The sequence below is a fragment of the Halorientalis litorea genome, assembly GCF_023028225.1.
GTDB lineage: Archaea > Halobacteriota > Halobacteria > Halobacteriales > Haloarculaceae > Halorientalis > Halorientalis litorea.
In genome coordinates this window covers 2,350,911-2,370,870 of record NZ_CP095482.1, presented here as the reverse complement: position 1 = coordinate 2,370,870, position 19,960 = coordinate 2,350,911, and the positions used below count along the sequence as shown (strand labels likewise).

General features: G+C 66.6%; 23 protein-coding genes. 11 read left to right on the top strand and 12 right to left on the bottom strand.

Annotation, left to right across the window (positions count from 1 at the left end; all coding sequences use genetic code 11):
* Positions 1-112 precede the first annotated feature (112 nt).
* Positions 113-1,378: an MFS transporter gene (locus tag MUG95_RS12725; RefSeq protein WP_247008327.1), complete on the top strand. Its 1,266-nt coding sequence runs from the start codon at positions 113-115 to the stop codon at positions 1,376-1,378.
* Here MUG95_RS12725 and MUG95_RS12720 read toward each other — a convergent pair.
* The gene (locus tag MUG95_RS12720) at positions 1,366-2,466 is read right to left on the bottom strand and encodes a pyridoxal phosphate-dependent aminotransferase (RefSeq protein ID WP_247008325.1); all 1,101 of its coding nucleotides are present in this window, start codon (positions 2,464-2,466) and stop codon (positions 1,366-1,368) included. The two genes, MUG95_RS12725 and MUG95_RS12720, sit on opposite strands and share 13 nt — an antisense overlap.
* A gap of 210 nt (positions 2,467-2,676) precedes the next feature.
* Between MUG95_RS12720 and MUG95_RS12715 the strand changes: the two genes are divergently transcribed.
* Positions 2,677-3,477 carry a hypothetical protein gene (locus tag MUG95_RS12715; RefSeq protein ID WP_247008323.1) on the top strand — a complete coding sequence of 267 codons (801 nt, stop codon included), beginning with the start codon at positions 2,677-2,679 and terminating at the stop codon, positions 3,475-3,477.
* Here the strand turns inward: MUG95_RS12715 and MUG95_RS12710 are convergent.
* From MUG95_RS12710 to MUG95_RS12690, 5 genes are all read right to left on the bottom strand, one after another.
* The gene (locus MUG95_RS12710) at positions 3,474-3,833 is read right to left on the bottom strand and encodes a DUF5658 family protein (protein WP_247008321.1); all 360 of its coding nucleotides are present in this window, start codon (positions 3,831-3,833) and stop codon (positions 3,474-3,476) included. The two genes, MUG95_RS12715 and MUG95_RS12710, sit on opposite strands and share 4 nt — an antisense overlap.
* Positions 3,834-4,120: 287 nt before the next feature.
* A complete protein-coding gene (locus MUG95_RS12705; protein WP_247008319.1) occupies positions 4,121-4,594 on the bottom strand; it encodes a PKD domain-containing protein in 474 nt (157 codons plus the stop codon).
* Positions 4,591-5,139, bottom strand: coding sequence for a signal peptidase I (locus MUG95_RS12700; RefSeq protein WP_247008312.1), 549 nt, complete (start codon positions 5,137-5,139; stop codon positions 4,591-4,593). Before MUG95_RS12700 ends, MUG95_RS12705 begins: the two co-directional genes overlap by 4 nt.
* Positions 5,136-5,762, bottom strand: coding sequence for a TasA family protein (locus MUG95_RS12695; protein ID WP_247008310.1), 627 nt, complete (start codon positions 5,760-5,762; stop codon positions 5,136-5,138). The genes MUG95_RS12700 and MUG95_RS12695 overlap by 4 nt, the downstream gene beginning before the upstream one ends.
* A gap of 53 nt (positions 5,763-5,815) precedes the next feature.
* The gene (locus MUG95_RS12690; protein WP_247008309.1) at positions 5,816-6,478 is read right to left on the bottom strand and encodes a TasA family protein; all 663 of its coding nucleotides are present in this window, start codon (positions 6,476-6,478) and stop codon (positions 5,816-5,818) included.
* A 191-nt stretch (positions 6,479-6,669) separates the two neighbouring features.
* Between MUG95_RS12690 and MUG95_RS12685 the strand changes: the two genes are divergently transcribed.
* Complete coding sequence (locus MUG95_RS12685; RefSeq protein ID WP_247008307.1) at positions 6,670-7,197, top strand: CinA family protein; 528 nt, start codon at positions 6,670-6,672, stop codon at positions 7,195-7,197.
* A 60-nt stretch (positions 7,198-7,257) separates the two neighbouring features.
* Positions 7,258-7,752, top strand: a complete 495-nt coding sequence (locus MUG95_RS12680; protein WP_247008305.1) for a metal-dependent hydrolase — start codon at positions 7,258-7,260, stop codon at positions 7,750-7,752.
* Here MUG95_RS12680 and MUG95_RS12675 read toward each other — a convergent pair.
* Complete coding sequence (locus tag MUG95_RS12675) at positions 7,749-8,480, bottom strand: PHP domain-containing protein (protein WP_372608203.1); 732 nt, start codon at positions 8,478-8,480, stop codon at positions 7,749-7,751. The two genes, MUG95_RS12680 and MUG95_RS12675, sit on opposite strands and share 4 nt — an antisense overlap.
* Before the next feature lie 138 nt (positions 8,481-8,618).
* Between MUG95_RS12675 and MUG95_RS12670 the strand changes: the two genes are divergently transcribed.
* Positions 8,619-8,924, top strand: a complete 306-nt coding sequence (locus tag MUG95_RS12670) for a DUF7565 family protein (protein WP_247008301.1) — start codon at positions 8,619-8,621, stop codon at positions 8,922-8,924.
* A 263-nt stretch (positions 8,925-9,187) separates the two neighbouring features.
* Here MUG95_RS12670 and MUG95_RS12665 read toward each other — a convergent pair whose 3' ends face one another.
* The 5 genes from MUG95_RS12665 to MUG95_RS12645 all read right to left on the bottom strand — a co-directional run bounded on the left by MUG95_RS12665 (position 9,188) and on the right by MUG95_RS12645 (position 13,913).
* Positions 9,188-9,625 carry a transcription elongation factor Spt5 gene (locus MUG95_RS12665; protein ID WP_247008299.1) on the bottom strand — a complete coding sequence of 146 codons (438 nt, stop codon included), beginning with the start codon at positions 9,623-9,625 and terminating at the stop codon, positions 9,188-9,190.
* Between the two features lie 2 nt (positions 9,626-9,627).
* On the bottom strand, positions 9,628-9,795 hold the full coding sequence (locus tag MUG95_RS12660; protein WP_247008297.1) for a protein translocase SEC61 complex subunit gamma: 168 nt from the start codon (positions 9,793-9,795) through the stop codon (positions 9,628-9,630).
* Positions 9,796-9,905: 110 nt separating this feature from the next.
* Entirely contained in the window at positions 9,906-11,069 is a 1,164-nt protein-coding gene (gene ftsZ, locus MUG95_RS12655) for a cell division protein FtsZ (RefSeq protein ID WP_247008294.1), read from the bottom strand.
* 97 nt (positions 11,070-11,166) lie between these two features.
* Complete coding sequence (locus tag MUG95_RS12650) at positions 11,167-12,528, bottom strand: D-aminoacyl-tRNA deacylase (RefSeq protein WP_247008292.1); 1,362 nt, start codon at positions 12,526-12,528, stop codon at positions 11,167-11,169.
* Positions 12,528-13,913 carry a calcium:cation antiporter family protein gene (locus MUG95_RS12645; RefSeq protein WP_505465469.1) on the bottom strand — a complete coding sequence of 462 codons (1,386 nt, stop codon included), beginning with the start codon at positions 13,911-13,913 and terminating at the stop codon, positions 12,528-12,530. The genes MUG95_RS12650 and MUG95_RS12645 overlap by 1 nt, the downstream gene beginning before the upstream one ends.
* A gap of 85 nt (positions 13,914-13,998) precedes the next feature.
* On the opposite strand from MUG95_RS12645, the gene MUG95_RS12640 reads away from it, so the two are divergent.
* The 6 genes from MUG95_RS12640 (at position 13,999) to dnaJ (ending at position 19,959) form a co-directional block, all read left to right on the top strand.
* Positions 13,999-14,796 (top strand): shikimate dehydrogenase, encoded by a 798-nt coding sequence (locus MUG95_RS12640; protein WP_247008290.1) that lies wholly within the window; start codon positions 13,999-14,001, stop codon positions 14,794-14,796.
* A 25-nt stretch (positions 14,797-14,821) separates the two neighbouring features.
* The gene (locus MUG95_RS12635) at positions 14,822-15,322 is read left to right on the top strand and encodes a helix-hairpin-helix domain-containing protein (protein ID WP_247008288.1); all 501 of its coding nucleotides are present in this window, start codon (positions 14,822-14,824) and stop codon (positions 15,320-15,322) included.
* A gap of 40 nt (positions 15,323-15,362) precedes the next feature.
* The gene (gene pabB, locus MUG95_RS12630; protein WP_247008286.1) at positions 15,363-16,886 is read left to right on the top strand and encodes an aminodeoxychorismate synthase, component I; all 1,524 of its coding nucleotides are present in this window, start codon (positions 15,363-15,365) and stop codon (positions 16,884-16,886) included.
* Positions 16,883-17,530 (top strand): anthranilate synthase component II, encoded by a 648-nt coding sequence (locus MUG95_RS12625; protein ID WP_247008284.1) that lies wholly within the window; start codon positions 16,883-16,885, stop codon positions 17,528-17,530. The genes pabB and MUG95_RS12625 overlap by 4 nt, the downstream gene beginning before the upstream one ends.
* Positions 17,506-18,387: an aminotransferase class IV gene (locus tag MUG95_RS12620; RefSeq protein ID WP_247008282.1), complete on the top strand. Its 882-nt coding sequence runs from the start codon at positions 17,506-17,508 to the stop codon at positions 18,385-18,387. Before MUG95_RS12625 ends, MUG95_RS12620 begins: the two co-directional genes overlap by 25 nt.
* A gap of 408 nt (positions 18,388-18,795) precedes the next feature.
* On the top strand, positions 18,796-19,959 hold the full coding sequence (gene dnaJ, locus MUG95_RS12615) for a molecular chaperone DnaJ (RefSeq protein ID WP_247008281.1): 1,164 nt from the start codon (positions 18,796-18,798) through the stop codon (positions 19,957-19,959).
* Position 19,960: the final 1 nt, after the last annotated feature.

Genomic DNA, 19,960 nt, shown 5'->3' with positions numbered 1-19,960 from the left:
CCGGGGCACGTTCGTGTCACCGACGGACTGCCGGGAACCGACAACGCCTAACTTTTGGCCTATGAATGGGTGCCCGTGTACAGCGCGTGCCGACCCTCCCGGCAGGTGAGCTATGGGGATTGACCCGTTCGGTCGGTTGGCGGCACGGACCGAACCGCTCCGCGGCGGGGGGCGTGGCTGGGTCCTCCTGACCGTCGCCGCAGGGTGGTTCGTCACGCTCGGGCTCCGGTTCGTCGTGCCCGCCCTCCTGCCGTACATCAAGGACACGTTCACCGTCGGCAACGCGGCGGCGGGCTTCGCGGTGACGGTCATCTGGGTGACCTACGCCGGGATGCAACTGCCGGCTGGCGTCCTCTCGGATAGCCTCGGCGAGCGGCGACTCCTGACCGCGAGCCTGTTTCTCGCGGGCGGGAGCCTCCTGCTGTTCTCGGTGTTCCCGGTGTTCGCCCTCTTCCTCCTCGCGGCGGGGCTGTTCGGTCTGGGGACGGGGCTGTACGGTCCCGCGCGTGGCCTCGTCCTCTCGCGGACCTTCCGAGACAACGACGGGACGGCGTTCGGGTTGACGCTCGCCGCGGGGAGTATCGGGTCGGCCGTCCTGCCGTTCGTCGCGACGCAGGTGACGGAAGCGGCCGGATGGGAAATCGCGCTCGCGGCGTTCGCGCCGCTGTTTTTCGTCCTCGGGGCGGGTGTCTGGTGGGCGGTGCCACCGAAGAGTGCCGTCGAGACGGTGACGGCCCGGAGCACCGGGGAGGCTCGGGAAGAGGAGACGGACGGCGGGGCGGACCGCGAGCGAACACTTAGTGCGGTGGTCGGAGCAGCGACCCGGCGACGGGTCGTCGTGGCGACGCTCGGTGCCACGTTCATGCTCTTCACGCTCCAAGGGCTGACGGCGTTCTACACGACGTACCTCGTGGAGACGAAAGCCTTCGCCGAGACGACGGCCGCGAGTCTGTTCGCCCTGCTCTTTCTCGTCGGCGCGGGATTCCAGTTCTTCAGCGGGCGAGCCACCGACAGGTACGGCCACAGGCGGGTGCTGGTCGCCCTCGCCCTCCTCGGCATCCCGCCACTGGTCGCGTTTCCGCTCGTCGAGGGGCGGCTGGCAATTATGGCACTGACCGCGGTGCTCGCCGTCCGCATCGGCGTCAGCCCGGTGGTCAACGCCTACGTCGTCAGCGTCATCCCGGCGCACGTCCGGGGGACGACGTGGGGGGTGGTTCGGACCGTCTTCTTCGGCATCGGCGCGACGGGGTCACTCGCCGTCGGGTTCGTCGCCGACGCCGGGTTGTTCGACGTAGCGATGTACGGGCTGGCGGCACTGACACTCCCCGCCGTATTCATCTTCGCCGTCCTCCCTGACCGTGCGGGTCAGCCGAAGTAGTCGGCGAGTCTGTCGGCCGCCGCCTCGGCACGGGGCGTGACCAGCGCGAACCGGAGCCAGTCGGCCCGCGACTCCCCGAACGCCTCGCCGGGCATCCCCGCGACGCCCGCCTCGTCTATCAGTCGCTTCACGTTGGCGAGCGTCCCCGGGAAGCCCTCGAACCGAGCCAGCACGTAGAACCCGCCCTCGGGCGTCGTGTACTCGGCTCCGGCGTCGTCGAGAGCGTCGGTGAACGACTCGATGCGGGACTGGAGCAGACGGCGGTTGGCGGCGTAGTAGTCCGGCGGCGTCTCCCGGAGTGCAGTGTATACGGCGTACTGTGCGGGACGGCTGACGGTCACGTTCGTCAGCATGTGGCGGGTCCGAACGCGGTCGATCAGCCGCTCGGGGAAGACGGCGTAGCCCACGCGAAAGCCCGTTATCGCCATCGATTTCGAGAAGGAGTTCGTCACGATTCGGTTGGGAGAGTCGACGGAGAGCGCGCTGGTGAACTCGCCGGTGTGATCGAAGTGGTCGTACACCTCGTCACAGACCAGCAGGGCGTCGTAGTCCTCGGCGACGGCGGCCAGTTCCTGCAGGGTCGACTCGGGGTACACCGCGCCGGTCGGGTTGTTCGGCGTGTTGACCGCGATGACGGCGGTGTCCTCGGTCGCGGCGTCCCGAACCGCGGCGGAGTCGGCGCGGCCCGCGTCGTCGACGGGGACGTACCGCGCGTCGCCGTCGAGGAGGTTCACCCGGCCGGCGTAGTAGGGGTACACCGGGTCCGTCAGGAGGACTTCGTTCCCGGCGTCGCGGTCCAACGCTTCGACCATGGCGAGGTGGTTCGCCTCGCCGGCACCGTTCGTGACGACGACTCGCTCGACGGGGACGTTCCGGCGGGTGGCGATCTCCTCCCGGAGTGGTGCCCATCCCTCACTCGCGGGGTACTGGAACGCCTCGGGGTCGCTGTCGGCGTACTCGCGGAGGCCATCCCGGAGCGCGTCCGGTGGCTCCCAGTCGGGGTTGCCGCTCACCATGTCGACGACATCCCGGTCCGCCCGCTCGGCATACTGCATGACCCGAAAGAACTGCGGCGTCTCGTAGTCCATACGGGGAGTGGTGACGCCCGGAACCTGTGTCTTTCCAACTCGGTGCTACAAGGTCAGATACAAACCGATGCGCATCCAAGCGGGACGTATGCACCGCGGGACCGAGCGGGGCGGCTACCGCAGTAGAGGGGGCGGCCCAGCCCGGTGCCCCGGACACGACTGCCGGTCGAGTGTCGCCCCAGCACGCCGTTACTGTCGGACCTCCGAGCGATGAGTGCCAGTACCCGACAGGACCCGGACGAGGAGGACGGGCGGAACTGGCGACGGTATCTCTTGCTCCTTCTGTTGCTCCTCATCGCCGTCATCGCCGGGTCGGGGCTGACAGCGTTCATCGGCGACATCGGTCCGGCCGACGAGAATCAGACACGCGTCGACCTCACGCCGACGGGACCTGACGGCGACATCGTCGTGACCGACACGGCAACGCCTGGCGACCGGGAGCCGACGGGGACGCCGGAACCGCCGGAGACACCGACCGAGCGGGCGACGGCGACACCGGACAGGGTGTCGACGGCTGGTGGCGGTGGTGGCGGCGGACAGTCCGGTGGGTCGGTCGCCCTGCGAGCGGTCGGGTCCGGCGTCCTCTTCCAGTACGATGGCGTCGCTCCCGGCGATAGCGGCCGCGAGCATCTCGTCCTCCGAAACGCCGGGACCCAGCCGGGCGAGTTGGTCGTGGCGGACGTGCGCGTCGAAGACTTCGAGAACGGCATCGTCGGCCCCGAGGCGGGCGTCGACACCTCCCCGAACGCGGGCGAGTTGTCGGAGGCCGTCGAAGTCGTCGTCAGCGTCCGTTACCCCGACGGAACGACCGAGTATCTCTACGGAACCGGACAGGGGGCGAAGCCGCTCGCGGCCATCGCCGACGCAGACCCGGCGGACGGTGAACAGTTGGGACCGGGAACCGAGGCGGAGGTCGTCGTCGACTGGCAGGTGCCGGCGTCGACGGGCAACGAAATACAGAGCGACGCGCTGACCGTGGACGTACGCTTCCAGTTGCGGGCGAGGAACTAAACGACCAGCGCGATGTTGTGGGCCGTCACGGCGACGCCGAGGACGGTCAACACGAGCGGCGGTCCGTAGAACACCAGTCGGTCCTCGTCGGCGAGTGCGGTGAGGCTGATGCCGAGGGCGAGGTAGAACACGAGCAGTTTGAGTGCCAGAAACCCCCCGCCGCCGAAGAGTGCGATGGCTCCGGCGATGACGGGGTTCGCCTCGACGTGGAGGGGACTGAACCACACGAGGCCGATGGTGGTCACTATGTCACCGACGCCGTACGTCGCCAGCGCGAGGAGCCAGACGCGGGAGAACGCCTCCGCCTCGAACGACACCCCATCCAAGGTGAGCCACCGAGTTTGTTCAACACCCATCTCAGGTAGAGATGAACCTTCTGGACAAATATACGTGACTTCTCGAGTATCAATACTAATATTTGCACTTTGGCCAACCATCAAATCCCGCGCCAGAACGTCAATTCGACGCCCAGGTCCAGCCTTTAGGCGACTGCACAGCAGCACGGAAGGAGTCAATATCTTGTTATAGATATTGATTTCAGTAATTGGGCTGCGAACGTCGTCTCCTCGAGGAGGGTAAATCGAGGCCGTTCCGAGTTGCAGCGACACGATGAAAAAGCCCACGGCGTTAGCCGTGAGGGCACTCAACCGAGGTCGTTGACCGTGATAGTCGCGGTGTCGCTGTCAGTGTCGCCCTTGTTGTTCGTCACGGTCACTTCGACTGTCACGGTGGTGTCACCGTCCACGTCGTTCGGGGGGTTGTACGTCACCGTCTCTTGGTTCGTCGGTTGCTGGAGGCTACCCGGCCCGCCGAGTATCGTCCACTGGTAGCCCGCCTGTCCCCCGTTCAGGTTCCCTTTGCTGGTGGAACTGCCGCTCGCGTCGAGTGTCACCGAGTTGCCGTTCCCTTCGTCGACACTGTACGGGCCACCAGCGTCCGCGGTTACGGCACCGCCACCGCCGCCACCGGAACCGTACTGTGCGGCACTCACCTGTCCAGTACCGTCGTGTGCGTCGCTGAATTGAGCGACCGACGCCGGTGCGGCGAACGTCCCGACGAGGCCGACTAGTACCGCCGCCACGAGGACAGTCCGGACGGCGTTCCGGGGCCGCATCATACTGGCTCGTCCTCCGTCTCGTCCGTCGTCTCCGTCTCGCTGACCAGCGTGTAGAGTTCGTTGAGGACGAGCAACACGGCGGGCACGATTACCAACCCGACCAGTCCGAGGTCCGTCCCCGCGAACACGAACAGGTAGCCGACCATCGGCACCGTGAACCACACCGTCCCGATGACATCGGCGGCCGGAACCGGGTTCGGGTCCGGGTCCTCGTTGGCGTCGCCTTTCGTTCGGAACTGTCTGCCGTCGGCCGTCTCCTCGACGCCGACGACGCGGTGTGTCACGCGGTCAGGCCCACCCTGACGCGTCGCACTGTATGTAATTACGTCGCCCTCGGAGATATCTGCGGGATCGGTCCCGCGCACGACCACCACGTCCCCCGCGTTGATGCTCGGCGACATGCTGTCCGAGAGGACGGTGTAACTGGCTTCCGCACCGACCACGCTCGGCGCGACGAACAGCATCGCCAGCACGGCGACGGTGACGACTGCCAACAGTGCCACCACACCGCCGACAGTCCGGGCAGTGCCTTGGAGTTCGCTCATAGTCCTGCGTCGACCTCTTGGTCGAGTCTGAACGTGAGTTGGATGCTGACGCTGTCGGTCTGTGCCTCGTTGCCCGTCCCGGCCGGGAGCGACCAGTCCAGGACGAACTGGTCCGACGCGCCGCCGGACAGCGCGTAGTCCACGTCGTACACGTCCCCCGCGTTCGGTTCCGCGGCCACCGTCGTCGGCCCCCACAACGTGGGACCGTTCTGAAAGTACGCCTCGGTTTCAAGATTGTCCTGTAACTCGCCGAGTCCTTGTCCGGGGTCACCACAGGAGTTATCGACGCTGTTCTCGTTTCCGGCACAGCCGTTCTCGGCGTTCGTCACGGACGCGACTTCGACATCGACGTAGCCGGTCACCGACCCGGCGTTGGCCACCGTCATCGTCGCCGTCCCGCTGTCACCTGGCGCGATACCCGTCTCCGAGAGGAACTGTACCGTCGTGTCCTGTCCGTCGAGCGTGAGATTCAGCGTTCCGGCACTCAGTCCGTTGCTGGCACTGGTTTCGGTGTCTGAGTACAGCGCTGCCGTCCCCGCACCGACGCCGGCACCGGTGACACCCACAGTTGCCACTCCACCGAGTAGCCGACGACGCGTCAGCGTGATATCACCCGAACCCATCGTGTCGTGAGCGTCTCCGCGTCCGCACTGAGTCCCAGAGCCTCGTGGACGACTTACTGTTGCTGGAGCGTGAAGTCGAAATCCACGCTGATGGTGTCGCCCTGCGCTGCGTTGTTCGTGCTCCCCAAGCCGGGGAAGTTCCACTCGACGTTGAACGTCACGGGGCCGGCGAAGTCCGTGATGACGTCACTCCACGTCGTTCCGTCGTAGTTGCTTGCCGTCTCGAAGCCACCGTCGTTGCTCGTCGTCGTCGTCCCGTCACTGTTGAGGCCGATGTCGGTACTCGAATCGAACGTGCTGTCCGTCGCGCCACCGAGGCCGAGCCAAAGCTTGAATTCGAGCTGGTCGTCTAGTTCGCCGCCGTCGGTGGTGTCAGTGTTCGTCTCGGCAGGGACGTTGTCGCCTTCACTACTGGTGATCCCGCCGCTCGGAATTGCCACCGAGAGGTCCCCCGGGATGGTCGACCCGGTGTTCTTCTCCAAGTCGACTGCCGAGTTCCCCGTGTCGGTCGGCTTGATGTCGGTCCCCGAGAACGTTATCGTCTGTGTATTGCCCGTCTCGAGGTCGAGCGTCCCAGCACTGAGTTGGTTGCCGGTACTCGATTCCGTATCACTGAAAACCGCGAACGTTCCTGCACCTGCCGCTGCACTACCCGCACCAATGACGCCGAGCGCGGCGAGTGCCCGGCGACGTGTCAGTTTGATTTTTTCTGGCATAGTTAGTATCGAGGTCGTGTCTCGATCCGCACCACGTACCCTTCGTTTGCATACTGAGTAGTCAAATGATAAATACTACACGGAATTGGTTCCAGAAATATAAGCAGACATGATTTTATCTTCATTATTTTCAGCGCGTCACGGGGTGTAACATCGCCGATTTCATACTGGGCCAGTCCCTCGGGTTGGCTATGCGAGAGTTCGCCGCCGACCCGCCGGTCGAACGCGAAGTCGGACAGGCCCTGCGCGAGGCGGACCAGACCGTCGCCGTCGCCGAGGGGTGTACCGGCGGTGTCCTCTCGGCACTGCTGACGGCCACCCCGGGTGCGAGCGACTACCTCGACAGGGCTGTCGTGCCGTACTCCTACGACTCCCTCCGGGAACTGTTCGCCGTCAGCCGTGAGACGCTCGACGAACACGGCGTCGTCAGCGACCCGGCGGCCCGGGAGTTGGCACGCGGCGTGCGCGACACCGCGAAGACGACGTGGGGTGTTGCGACAGCGGGCGTCGCCGGCCCCGAGGGCGGGAGCGCGGAGACGCCCGTCGGCACCGTCTTCGTCGCCGTCGCCTACGCCGGTGAGTGGGGACGCAACGCGTCGACGGTGTCCACCGAGCGGTACGTGTTCGACGGGGACCGAGCGACAGTCCGGGAGCGCGGTGCCCGTGCCGCACTCTCGGAGCTACGCTGTCGTATCGATGAGCGGACAGGTGACAGCTGAAACCGCCAGCCGTCGCCGGCAACGGGAAGGCATATGTCCCGGCCGTGCAGTGACGCTGGCATGAACAAAGACGGACACGTCCTCAACGCGGTGCTGTTGAGCATCGGCCTCGGCTACATCCTCGAACCGTCGGGCGACGTGGCCACGTTCGTGACCATCATCGAGGTGTCGATTCCCGTCACGCTCGGCGCGCTGTTCCCGGACGTGGACACCGCCTTCGGGAAACATCGGAAGACGCTCCACAACCTCCCGGTGCTGGCACTCTTCATGTCGTTCCCGGCCGTCTTCGGGAACCTCCAGTACGTCTGGATCGGTGTCCTCACGCACTACGTCCTCGACATCGTCGGCAGTCGGCGCGGCATCGCCCTGTTTTACCCGTGGAGCAGGGAGTTCGGCCTGCCGGCGGGCGTCACGACGAGCAGCAAGTACGCGAGTGCCGTCACGGTCGCCGTGACAGGTCTCGAACTCGCCGTGGCTGCAGTCGTCGTCTTCTACGCCCCTCAGTACCTCCCGCAGAACGTCGTCGAGGGGAGTCTGACGTTACTGGGATTCTAGGCCCGAACGTCGCCGAACCGGCCGTCGTAAAAGATGTGTTCTGGGTGGGTCGGCTCGGTTCCCTGTAGATAGATTCGGTCGAACTTCTTGTACGTGTTCTCCCAGCCGAGGTGGGCGAACTCGGCGGCACACCGCATCCCGTGTGTCGGGCCGTCCCGGTGGAAGACTCGCCGTGGCGCGCCGTCCCTGAGGAGGTCGACGAACGCCTCCTCGTCCGCGGGCGTCTCGGCGAACGCAGTCCACACCTCGCCGACGGTTCGCGGAAGGTGCGCGTACGAGGACCCGAAGGCCGGGAGTCCCGTCTCGCGGGCTATCTCGCGCGCCCGGTCGTTGTGTCGCGCCCAGTGTTTCGGGTTGTACACCTCCACTCCGTCCAACGTCTCCCGGTACTGTCTGATATCGGCGATGTCGAGACTAACCGTGAGGAACTCGGGGTGCGGGACGAGGACGGCGGCGTCCTGTCGGCGGAGTTCTTCCATCACCCCGGCCAGCGTGAGGAAGTCGGGAATCGGGTCCGAGAGTCCGACCGCGAGGACGTGTTTGCGCGTCCGCCACGTCCCGGTGAACAGTTCACGGGCTGGAACGACGAGCAACTCGTCGTCGGAGAACCGCCGTGCAGTCTCGCGAATGTCCGGCAGGCGGGTGAAGTGGGGCGCGTACACCAGCGCGTCCAATCCCCGTTGTTTCGCCCGGCGGACCACCGACTCGTCGAGAACCTTCACGTGCATATCGACACGGAACTCGTCTCCCTCGCCGACGCTCTCTGCCATCGGAGCGGCGATTCTGCGGGTCGAGACATAGGGATTCTGGTTCACACTCGCCCGACTGGCCAACGTTTATGCCCACCCGCCGAGATTCCTCGGGCAATGCCACACTGGGAGTGCGCGATTGCGGGCGACGGGGAGCAGTTCGAGCGCGTCGAGGACCTCATCGTCCACCAAGCGACCGACCACGAGCGCGTCGAGTGTGCGGTCTGTGGGACCGTCCTCCCGGACGGCTACTTCGCCATCCGGCACGCCTTCGACGAACACACCCGCGCCGAGTACGTCCGTGCCTACGACGCCGCGAGCGACGAAGTGCGCCAGCGCGAACAGGTCAAAGAAGCCATCGAGAGCGAAGCAGACATCAAAGAAGTCATCGACCGTCTCGAAGGGAACGGCAGCGGTGTCTAACCACCTTTTTCTGTCGTTCGAGAGAGTGTAGCTCTCTCGTGATGACGAAAGACGCCGCTGGCGTCTTTCGAACCACTCCTCGAAAAACGTGGGCGAAAAAGCGGAACTCGCGAAGCGAGTTCCGTGAACCGCGCATCACCGGCGCGCGGATGCTCTCGTACCGCTCCACACTGTTCTGGTAAGCAAAGCGAACGGGAGCACGAGGAACGTGTTAGCGTTCCTCGGAGTCTGCTCACGGTTACACCGTTCGCAGGTCAGAGGAGCTACCGCTCCTCACTATCCAGCACCCGAATCTGGTCTCCGCGCACGGTGACGGGAATCGGGACCGTCGCCTCGTACAGTTCGACTGTCACTTGGTCCTTGCCCTCGTCGATGCGCTGGACTTGCGCTTTCTCGCCTTTGAACGGTCCGGCGACGAGTTCCACGATGTCCCCTTCGGCGATGCCCTCCACGTCTGGTTTCGGCGAGAGGAAGTGCTCGACTTCCGCGAGCGAACTCTCGCCGGGGACGACGCCGCGCATGTGGGGAATCTCGTCGGCAATGCGCTCGAACACCGCCTCGTCGTCAGCCTCGACCATCACGTAACTGGTCAGGCTGTCGGGCGCGAGGGCCGCGTGAATCGACGGCTCCTCGCGGTTCATAATCATGTCCGCGACGGTGCGTTCTTGGCTGGCCGTTGTCTTGACTGCGTAGATACCCATGGTCAGGCGGGGATGAAACTCATGATGACGAAGATGATGAACCCCAGCAAGCCGACGAGGACGATACCCGCGCCCGCGATTTTGGCGACTTGCGAGAACTCTTCCCACGACGGCGTGCTGGCGAGTTTCAGCACCCTGACGTAGGACGTGAGGTCGTACGGTACTTGCATACGCGGTTGTACTCTCTCACCCTTTTTCTATCTATTGATGCCGACCCTCGACTCACGACGGTCGGCGACACGGCAGAAATCACGGCACCGCACCCCTCGGGGCCGCCGCGTTACTCCACGTAGTCGATGTCGTCGCCGAGGTTCTGGGCGGCCTGTTCGGCCTCGGTTTCGTTCTGCCCGTATATCTGGGGGCTCTCGACGCCGGTGACGACGATCATCGTCTCCATCTTGCCCTCGAAGTCGTCGTTGACCGACGCCCCCCAGATGATGCGGGCGTCCGGGTCGATGCGGTCGTAAATCTCCTCGACGACGCCTTCGGCCTCCTCGATTGCCATGTCGGGACCGCCGACGACGTTGACCAGCGCGGAGTTCGCGCCGTCGAACTCCACGTCCAACAGCGGCGAGCGCAGTGCCGACCGAATCGAGTCCTGAGCCTTGTTCTCGGAATCGCTCTCGCCCAACCCTATCATCGCGACGCCGCCGTTCTCCATGATGGTGCGAACGTCGGCGAAGTCCACGTTGACCAGTCCGGGCTTGGTGATGAGTTCCGTCATGCCCTTGACCGAGCGCATCAACACGCGGTCACAGATTTTGAACGCGTCCTGCAGGGGCATCGAAGGGGCGTAGTCCAGCAGACGGTCGTTCGGCACGACGATGACCGTGTCGGAGACTGCGCGCAGTCGTTCCAGCCCGGCGTCGGCGTTGGCACGACGGCGTTCACCTTCCGCAGTGAACGGGATAGTGACGATAGAGATAGTGAGTGCCCCGGCCTCCTGTGCGGCCTGTGCGACGACGGGGGCCGCACCCGTCCCCGTCCCGCCGCCGAGACCGGCAGTGACGAACACCATGTCGGAGCCGTCGATAGACTGCTGGATGTCCTCGATGTTCTCCTGTGCGGCCTCTTCGCCGATTTTGGGGACCGACCCCGCACCGCGTCCGCCGGTGCGTTTCTTCCCGATGAGAATCTTGGTGTCGGCTTTCACCTCGTCGGCGAGGTGCTGGGCGTCGGTGTTGGCGGCGACGAGTTTCGCCCCGTGGATGCCCTCCTCCATCATCCGCGTGACCGTGTTCCCACCCGCACCGCCACACCCCACGACGGTGATTTTCGTCTCGAGGTCTTTGACGACGCTGGCGAGTTCCTCGTCCGTCATCTGTCCGGACGTGGAGACGTCCTCCGCTGCAGCCGTTCCGCTCCCGTCCGTCGCCTCGTCTCTCCCCGACTGCTCGCGCTCCGCTTCGGCGTCCTCCATTGCGTCGTCGATAATCGAATCCATATTTAAATATCCGATTGTGTACCAGTCATAATTATCTTTCCCATCGTGTCAAATTCACTGTGGTTTCGGCGACGCAGCTGTAAGCACGAGTTACGCCCTAGACGGGGAACCGATAGACTTCCTCGGTCCGCACCACGTCGGGCGGGATGGTCGAGCCGTCGACTTCGACGGCCTCACCGTCCGCGAGGCGGCCGTAGGCGGGTCCTTCCGGCACGCCGAGGGACGCTGCCTTCGACGGGTCGAACCGCGTCGTCCGGACGACGAGTTCGTCCTCGCGGCGTTCCACGTCGTCGTACGCCATCCGGAGTACGTCGAGGAAACCGTCGAGCAGTGTGTCGTAATCTCCACGTGAAAGGAACGCCCCCCGGTCGCCGACGCGGGTCCCGCCCTCGCGGGTCTCGAACGCGAGGGCTGTCTCGGCGACGAGCGTGCGCGTCCGCTCCCGGTCGATGCCCTGCACCTCTGCGAGCAACTCGGCGGGGAACTCGATTGTCTCGACGGACACGTCCGGGGTGACTTCGGTGGCGGCCGTCCCGAACCGGAGACCCGCCGAAACCGGCTGCAGTACCGATTCGAGGCGGTCGACGAGCGTGAGGGGCACGCCCGCGACGGCCCGGACCCACGTCTCCCCGACGACGCGGCACCCGAGGTCCGAGACGACCGCTTCGAGAGTCGGCCGGTCGCCGTCCACGACGGCGTAGTCGGCACTGCTCGCCTCGATTGCGTCCCGGAGCACCGCCCGGTTGGCCTCGGGGTCGCCCATCGCATCGAGTCCCCAGTCGGCGGCGACGTGTCCGACCGCCCACTCCGTCTCGCGGACGATTCGCTCGAACCGCGGGGTGTAGTGGCCGCCGCCGAACCCGACGATGTGGCGGCGCGTAGCACCGTCGCCGCTGTCCTCGACCGGCCGGTCGGGGTCCGCGTCACGCAAATCGAGGATGGCGTTCGCCACCGCCCGGGCCGCGTCGGGGTCCTCCCACTGCGGTTCGGCACTGCCGAGTTCCACGAACATCGAGGGGACACCCACGTCGGATGGGCCGTGATGGGTACACTCCATGCCCACGTCGTAGCCCTCTGGTGCGTGCTCCCGGAGCGCGTCGAGGACCCGACTGTGTGCGTTCGGACACGCCCGTGCGAGGGCGTTCGAGTCCCCGCCGTGTTCGGCCGGCCCGAAGTTCCCGGTGTGGTGGGCCGTCAGGAGTTTTCCCGTCTCGCCGGCGTGGCGGGATGCGAACACGAGCAAGTCCGGGTCGTCGAACACGTCGGCCACGCCGTCGAGGCGGAGGTGCAGTCGCTCGAACGTTCGGAGTTCGACGCCGTCGAGGCGGTAGACGGTGCCGCCGCCCTCGGCAGGGGGACGGGTCTCGTCGGACGTTTCGGTCCAGTCCCGCAGGTCGAGCAGGTGGTCACCGATGTGTGTCGAGGCACTGTCGGCGTGACTGACGACGATTCCCAGCATCAGTCGGCCCTCTCGACGTGGACGGGGTCCCGCCCCATCGCAGTTCTGACCGTATCTCCGGCGATGCCGAACAGTCGGGCGACGGCCCGCCGCCGGGCCACGAACAGGGCCGTCCCCACGAGGAGGTAGAGGGCGGTGTAGGCGAGCAACAGGTCGTGGCTCGACACCGGCAGTGCCACCCAGTCGCGGATGATGGCGAACTCCAAGAGGACCTGCGAGATGAACAGGGCGAACAGCAAGAGTGCCTCGCGGATGGAAATCTCGAAGTTACAGATGACCGCCAGCGCGAAGAAGGACTGGGCCGCAGTAATCCAGATTTCCGCGCTCTGTCGGAGGTCGAACGGGAGGGTGCCGTACTGTCCGAGGGCGATGGAGTACACCACGGCGATGGTCCCGATGAGGAGCGTCCACTGGTTCAGCTTCGAGGAGATGAGGGCGTTGAACCCCGCCGTCGAGCGGGCCTTGTTGACGAGGACGGCGACGACGATGAGTTCCGGCGACTCGCTGGCGAGCGGCGCGACCCACTGAATCATGAAGAACTCGGGGATGCCGTTCTGGATACCGATTTCCTCCAGTCCGTGCGCGAACGGTTCGACGGCACTGAATATCATCGCGCCGGAGTAGCCAAAGAGGACGAGGACGGCGAGCGGTCGCCACGGCACGGACCACTCTTGCAGATACCTGGGGACGCCGACGGTGTGTTCGGAGGGTTCCACGTCGGATTTCAGGACCAGACCGATGTAGGCGACGTACAGGCCGACGAGGAACAAGGTATCGAACAGGCCGATGCCGCCGCCCAGCGGGACGAGAAACGCCCACAGTGTGGCGAGCGTGAGAAAGGCGATTTCGGTTGCGATGTCGGTGTCGAGTTGTACGGCGTCGGTGAACCGCCCCGGCCGCTTCTGCACGGCGGGGTCCTTCGTCCGGGTGGCGCGCCAGACCGTAAAGACGGCGATGCCGGCCCAGCCGATGCCGATGAGGATGCGGTTCGCGCCAGTCATGTTGGCGATGGCGAGGTTGGCTTTGTGGCACGCCTCCGCCAGCGGCGTCGCCTGTGCTTCTATCTGGGCGGCGGTCAACTGCCCGCAGGCCGCCGTCGTCGCGCCGCCAGCCCCGGCGTTCCACGCGTACAGGGCGTCAACCGCGTACTCGGGTGCGACGGCCAGCACCGCGAGGACGGCGATGGCGAAGGCTCGGGGCACGTCCTTCTCGGCCGTCTCGGCACCCCACGCGAGGAGGAACGACGCCCCGAGAATGGAGAGTCCGCTGACGGCTACGACCGTGCCGAGACCGAGAGCGAGGCCGGTCGCGGCGACGACGACCCACGGCAGTGTCAGTAGCATCGCGCCGGCCACCGCGACGAGCGGATGACGGAGACGGGTCACTACACGGAGTGAGACAACACCCGCACGAGTGTCTTACGGAACTTCGAGCGGTGCGTTCATGTCGGTCCCGTCGGTGGCGTCTGACATGGACGTGTACGGACTCGTCGGGAACCCGGTCGGCCACTCCCTCTCGCCACCGATGCACGAAGCGGCGTACGAGGTAGTCGGACTGGACGCGCGATACGTCACCTTCGAACCGCCCGCCGACGCCGGCGGAGCCGCGGTCACGGCCGCCGAGACGCTCGGTGTCGCGGGGTTGAACGTCACCATCCCGTTCAAACAGGACGTACTCGATGCGGTCGACCCGGCCGACATGGCGGCCCGCATCGGTGCGGTGAACACCATCGATTTCAGCACGGACCCACCGACCGGCTACAACACCGACGCGGTCGGTGCCACACGCGCGCTTACTCATCACGGTGTCGGCCTCGCCGGACGGGCAGTCGTCGTCGGTGCTGGCGGTGCAGGCCGGGCCGTCGCGTTCGGTCTCGCCGACGAAGGCATGGACGTGGCAATCGCCAACCGGACGGTCGAACGCGCGACGGAGTTGGCCGCGGAGGTCCCGGGCGCGACCGCTCACGGTCTCGACGGCCTCGACGAACTGGTCGCAGAGGCGGACGTGCTCGTCAACGCGACGAGCGTCGGGATGGAGGAAGACCGGTCACCGGTCCCGGCCGACGCACTCCACGCGGACCTCGCGGTGCTCGATGCGGTGTATGACCCGATTAACACACGCCTACTCCGGGACGCCGAGGCCGCCGGGGCGACGACGGTCGACGGCGCGTGGATGCTCCTGTATCAGGGGGTCGAAGCCTTCGAGCGATGGACCGACGAGGCCGCTCCGGTTGATAAAATGAACAGTGTTCTGCGGGAGCGAATTTAAGGGGGCGGGATAACTACATCGGGACATGGGATTGTTCAGTCTAGTGAAGACGGTCATGGGGCTCGGTACGGGGTCGGAGTCGCGTACTGGCAGAACCAACCACGACGACGTAGACGTGACAGTCGAGCACGAACCGGACACGGAGAGCGAAGATGCCGTCAAAGGCACCGGTGACGACCTCTCGGTCGAACCGGACGCCGAAGCCTTCGAGGAGGCCGAAGCTGCGGCCGTCGAGGGCGTGACCGAGGACGAGGAAGCGGCCGAAGACGTTGCGGCCGACGAGGACACGACAGGTGACGAGGAGAGCGACGACGCGGCCGTCACCGTCGCCCCCGACCTCGATTCGGACGACGACGTCGACACCGTCTCCGGCATCGGACCGTCCTACGCCGAACGACTCGGCGAGGCGGGCATCGAGACGGTCGGTGACCTCGCGGCGGCCGACCCGGCGGACGTGGCCACCCGCTCGGACCTCTCGGAGAAGCGCGTCACCGGGTGGGTCGCGACGGCCCGCGGCGACGAGTAGAACCGCAAGACGATTACGTTCAGTTCTCCTTCCTTCGTCCATGCAGGCGGTCGTAACTGACAGGGACGACTACCGGGACACGGCAGCGGCAGTCAGTCCCGGGACGCGCGTCCCCGTCGAACTTCGGGTCACCGTCTCGGACCCGTTCACGGCCTATCGCCGTGCCCGACGCGGTGACGGTGGCGACGCCTACCTCGCGACGACCGGCGGGCAGTCCGGGTGGGGCTACTTCGGCGTCGACCCGATAGACCGCATCAGCGTCGGCCCCGACGACGGGTCCGCGCTCGCCGCGCTGACCGACCGGCTCGCCGCAGACTCGCTCGAACGCGGCGACTGTGCCGTCCCCTACCCCTGCGGTGCAATCGGCTGGCTCTCCTACGACGTGGCACGGGAACTGGAGGCACTCCCGGCTGACGCCAACAGGGACCGCGCCCTGCCGCGCCTCCAGATGGCGGCTTACGATTGCCTCGCCGCGTGGGAAGAACCACGCGAGTCGCCGACGACGCTCCGAATCACGGCGTGTCCCCGCGTCGACCCTGCGGGCGATGCGGGGTCGCCGCCCGGCGACGCCTACGACGAGGGGGTCGCCCGCGCCCGCTGGCTCGCGGAACGCGCCACCGAGGGGGACCCGACGGTCGGGGACCCACCGGTCGACGCCCCCGCCGCGCGGTTCGAGAGCGACTGCGGGAAGACTGCGTTCGCGGACCGCGTGCGTCGCGTCAAGGAGTACGTCCGTGACGGCGATACGTTTCAGGCGAACGTCTCCCAGCGGCTGACGGCCCCGGCGGCGGTCCACCCCGTCGCGGCGTTCGACGCCCTCCGAGCGGTGAACCCCGCACCCTACTCCGCGCTGGTGGAGTTCCCCGGCGTGGACCTCGTGAGTGCCAGTCCCGAACTGCTCTTGGCGCGGGACGGGGACCGCATCGTCACCGAACCCATCGCCGGGACGCGACCCCGCGGGGAGACTCCCGAAGCCGACGAGCGGTTGGAGACGGACCTCCGGGTGGACGAGAAAGAGCGGGCCGAACACGCGATGCTGGTCGACTTGGAGCGCAACGACCTCGGGAAAGTCAGCGAGTTCGGGAGCGTCGAGGTGACGGACTACCGTCGGGTCGACCGCTACAGCGAGGTGATGCACCTCGTCTCGGAAGTGGAAGGGCGACTGCGCGAGGGTGCGGACTTGGGCGACGCCATCGCGGCCGTCTTTCCGGGCGGGACCATCACCGGGGCACCGAAACCCCGGACGATGGAGATAATCGACGAGGTGGAGGCGACCCGCCGCGGCCCCTACACCGGAAGCATCGGCATCTTCGGGTTCGACGGGCGGGCGACGCTGTCCATCGTCATCCGGACGCTAGTTCGGTACCGCGAGCAGTACCACCTCCGGGTCGGTGCGGGCGTCGTCCACGATTCGGACCCCGAGCGGGAGTACGCGGAGACGCTCGACAAGGCCCGCGCGCTGGTGACTGCGGTGGACGAGGCGTTGGGCCAACGCGGCGACCTCACGGTCGCGTCGGACGGCGGACGGGCAGTATCGCGCTCCGAGGAGGGTGAGGACACGTGAAGGTACTCGTCGTGGACAACTACGACTCGTTCGCCTACAACCTCGTCCAGTACGTCGGCGAGGTGGTGACCGACCCCGCGTGGGGCGTAGTGGACGCGCCCGACGCAGGCGACGTTCTCGTCCACCGCAACGACGCCGTGACACCCGCCGACATCCGCGAGCTGGACCCAGACGGCATCGTCGTCTCACCCGGCCCGGGCACGCCCGCCGACGCGGGCGTCTCGACGGCCGTGTTCGCGGACCTCGACTACCCGACGCTGGGTGTCTGTCTCGGCCATCAAGCGTTGTGTGCGGCACACGGGGCCACCGTCGGCCACGCCGAAGCGGTCGTCCACGGCAAGCCCTCGATGGTCGAACACGACGGGCGCGGCCTGTACGCCGACCTCCCGGAACGGTTCGAGGTGGGCCGCTACCACTCGCTGGCCGTCGAACGGGCCGAGCTACCGGACTCGTTGACGGAGACGGCGTGGACGGCTGGCGGGGCCGAGACCAGTCACCGCGAGGGGCACGTCGTGATGGGCGTCAGACACCGCGAGAGACCACACTTCGGCGTACAGTTCCACCCCGAGAGCATCCTGACGGACACGGGCAAACGACTGTTGGCGACCTTCTGTGACACATGTCAGAGTACCAGTACCACGTAGACGGGTCCCTCGTCCCGGCCGCGGACGCGACGGTGAGCGTCCGGGACCGGGGGTTCATGTACGGCGACGCGGCGTTCGAGACACTGCGGGCCTACGGCGGGACCCCCTTCGAGTGGTCCGCCCACGCCGAGCGGTTGCGACAGACCTGCGAGCTGTTGGGGTTCGCCGACGCAGTGCCCGACGACTTACGCGAGCGCGTCGAGGAAACGCTCGCGGCCAACGACCTGACCGAGGCGTACGTCCGGCTCTCGGTCACGCGGGGCGTCCAACCCGGGAAACTCACCCCCGACCCGGACGCCGACCCGACGGTGGTCGTCCTCGTGAACGAACTGCCCCGAGGCGGCGTCGACGGGACGACGCCGTGGGACGACCACGCCACCGTCCAGACGGTGAAGACCCGCCGCGTCCCCGACGACGCCGTTCCCGCGAATGCCAAGACCCACAACTACCTGAACGGCGTCCGTGCCCGCCTCGAACTCCGGCGGGCGGCGACCGAGGAGTACCGGGCCGACGAGTCACTCCTGCGGACAGTCGACGGCCACGTCGCGGAGGGGGCGACGAGCAACGTCTTCTTCGTCGACAGCGGGATTCTCAAGACGCCGAGCGAGGATTGTGACATTCTTCCGGGCGTGACGCGGGACGTGGTGCTAGACCTCGCTCGCGAGGAGGAGTTCCCTGTCGAACCCGGACAGTACAGCGTCGGGGACGTGCGCGGCGCGGACGAGGCGTTCCTGACGAACTCGACGTGGGAGATACGCCCGGTCGATACCGTCGACGGCATCGATGTCGGCACCGGCCCGATGACGAAACTGCTGACGCGACTGTTCGACCAGCGCGTCGAGGCGCGGCACTACTGACGGTACCGACCACCGGCGGCACCCCCGCCTCGCTCACCCGGCGAGGACGACGACGGCCGCGACACCGACGGTGAAGACGGCCACCGCAGTCCCGACCAGCAGGAACAGCCAGCCACCGTTGCTCATCGGTTCCCCTCCAACGTGTCGGTCGGTTGCATCGGACCAGCTTACGGGTCGGACCCACATATGCGCGTCGTCACGACGAGGGCCGGTCAGATGGTGACCCACGCCACGCCGCCGGCGAGGAGGAGGGCGACCACCCAGACCACCAGTCGCTCGACGGAGACGAGCGCGGTTCGGTCCTGACGGAGTTTCATGTCACCACGGGCGTGTGCCACGGCCGTAAGTGCCCCGGAACCGCCGACCCGTTCTTTTCAAGTGTCTCAACACAGTAGGGTTGGGCAACGAATGAGCGAGGACTTCTACGAGGTGCTGGGCGTCTCCCGGGACGCCAGCGAGGACGAGATACAGCGGGCCTATCGGGAGAAGGCACAGGAGTACCACCCCGACGTGAGCGACGACCCGAACGCCGAGGAGAAATTCAAGAAGGTACAGACCGCAAAGGAGGTGCTGAGCGACGAGGAGAAACGCCAGGCGTACGACCGCCTCGGCCACGAGCGGTTCAAGCAGGCACAGAAACAGGGTGGGTTCGACGGCGGTGCTGGCGCGGGTGGCCGCGGTGCCGGCGGCGGCAACCCGTTCGGCGGCGGCGGTGGCGGCGGCCCGTTCGGCGACATGAGCGACATCTTCGAGCAGTTCTTCGGCGGTGGCGGCGGCCGTCAAGACGGCCCACGGCAGGGTGCAGACCTCAGGACGACGATGGAGATATCCCTGTCAGATGCCCACGAAGGTATGGAAAAGCAGGTAACCATCACCCGACCCGAGACGTGCGGCGACTGCGAGGGAACCGGGCACCCGCCGGGGTCCGACGCCGAGACCTGTCCCGAGTGTGAGGGCCGCGGGCAGGTCACCCAAGTCCAGCAGACGGCGATGGGGCGCGTCCAGCAGACCACGACCTGTCGCCGGTGCAACGGCGAAGGGACGCTGTACGACGAGCGGTGTTCGACCTGTCGCGGCGAGGGGCAGGTCCGCGATGAGGTGAGTCTCTCCGTCGAGGTGCCGGCGGGCATACAGGACGGACAGACGCTCCGGATGGAGCGAGAGGGCGCGCCCGGCGAGAACGGCGGCCCGCGCGGGGACCTGCTCATCGAGGTCTCCGTCGCGGACCATCCCGACTTCGACCGCGAGGGCGAGGACCTCTACTACCGACACGCCATCTCGTTCCCGCAGGCCGTCTTCGGCGACACCGTCACCGTCCCGACCCTGTCCGGCGACGTAGAACTCGACGTGCCCGCGGGAACCCAGAGCGGCGAGGTGTTCCGCCTCGACGGCAAGGGGATGCCACGCTTGCGCCGCCGCGGCAACGGCGACCTCTACGTCCGCGTGCAGGTGGTCACCCCCGAGAGCCTCAACGACGAGCAACGCGAAGCCCTCGAAGCGTTCGCCGAGGCGGGCGGCGAGGAAGTCGAAGTCGAGCAGGGCTTCTTCGAGCGGTTGAAGAACACCTTCTGAG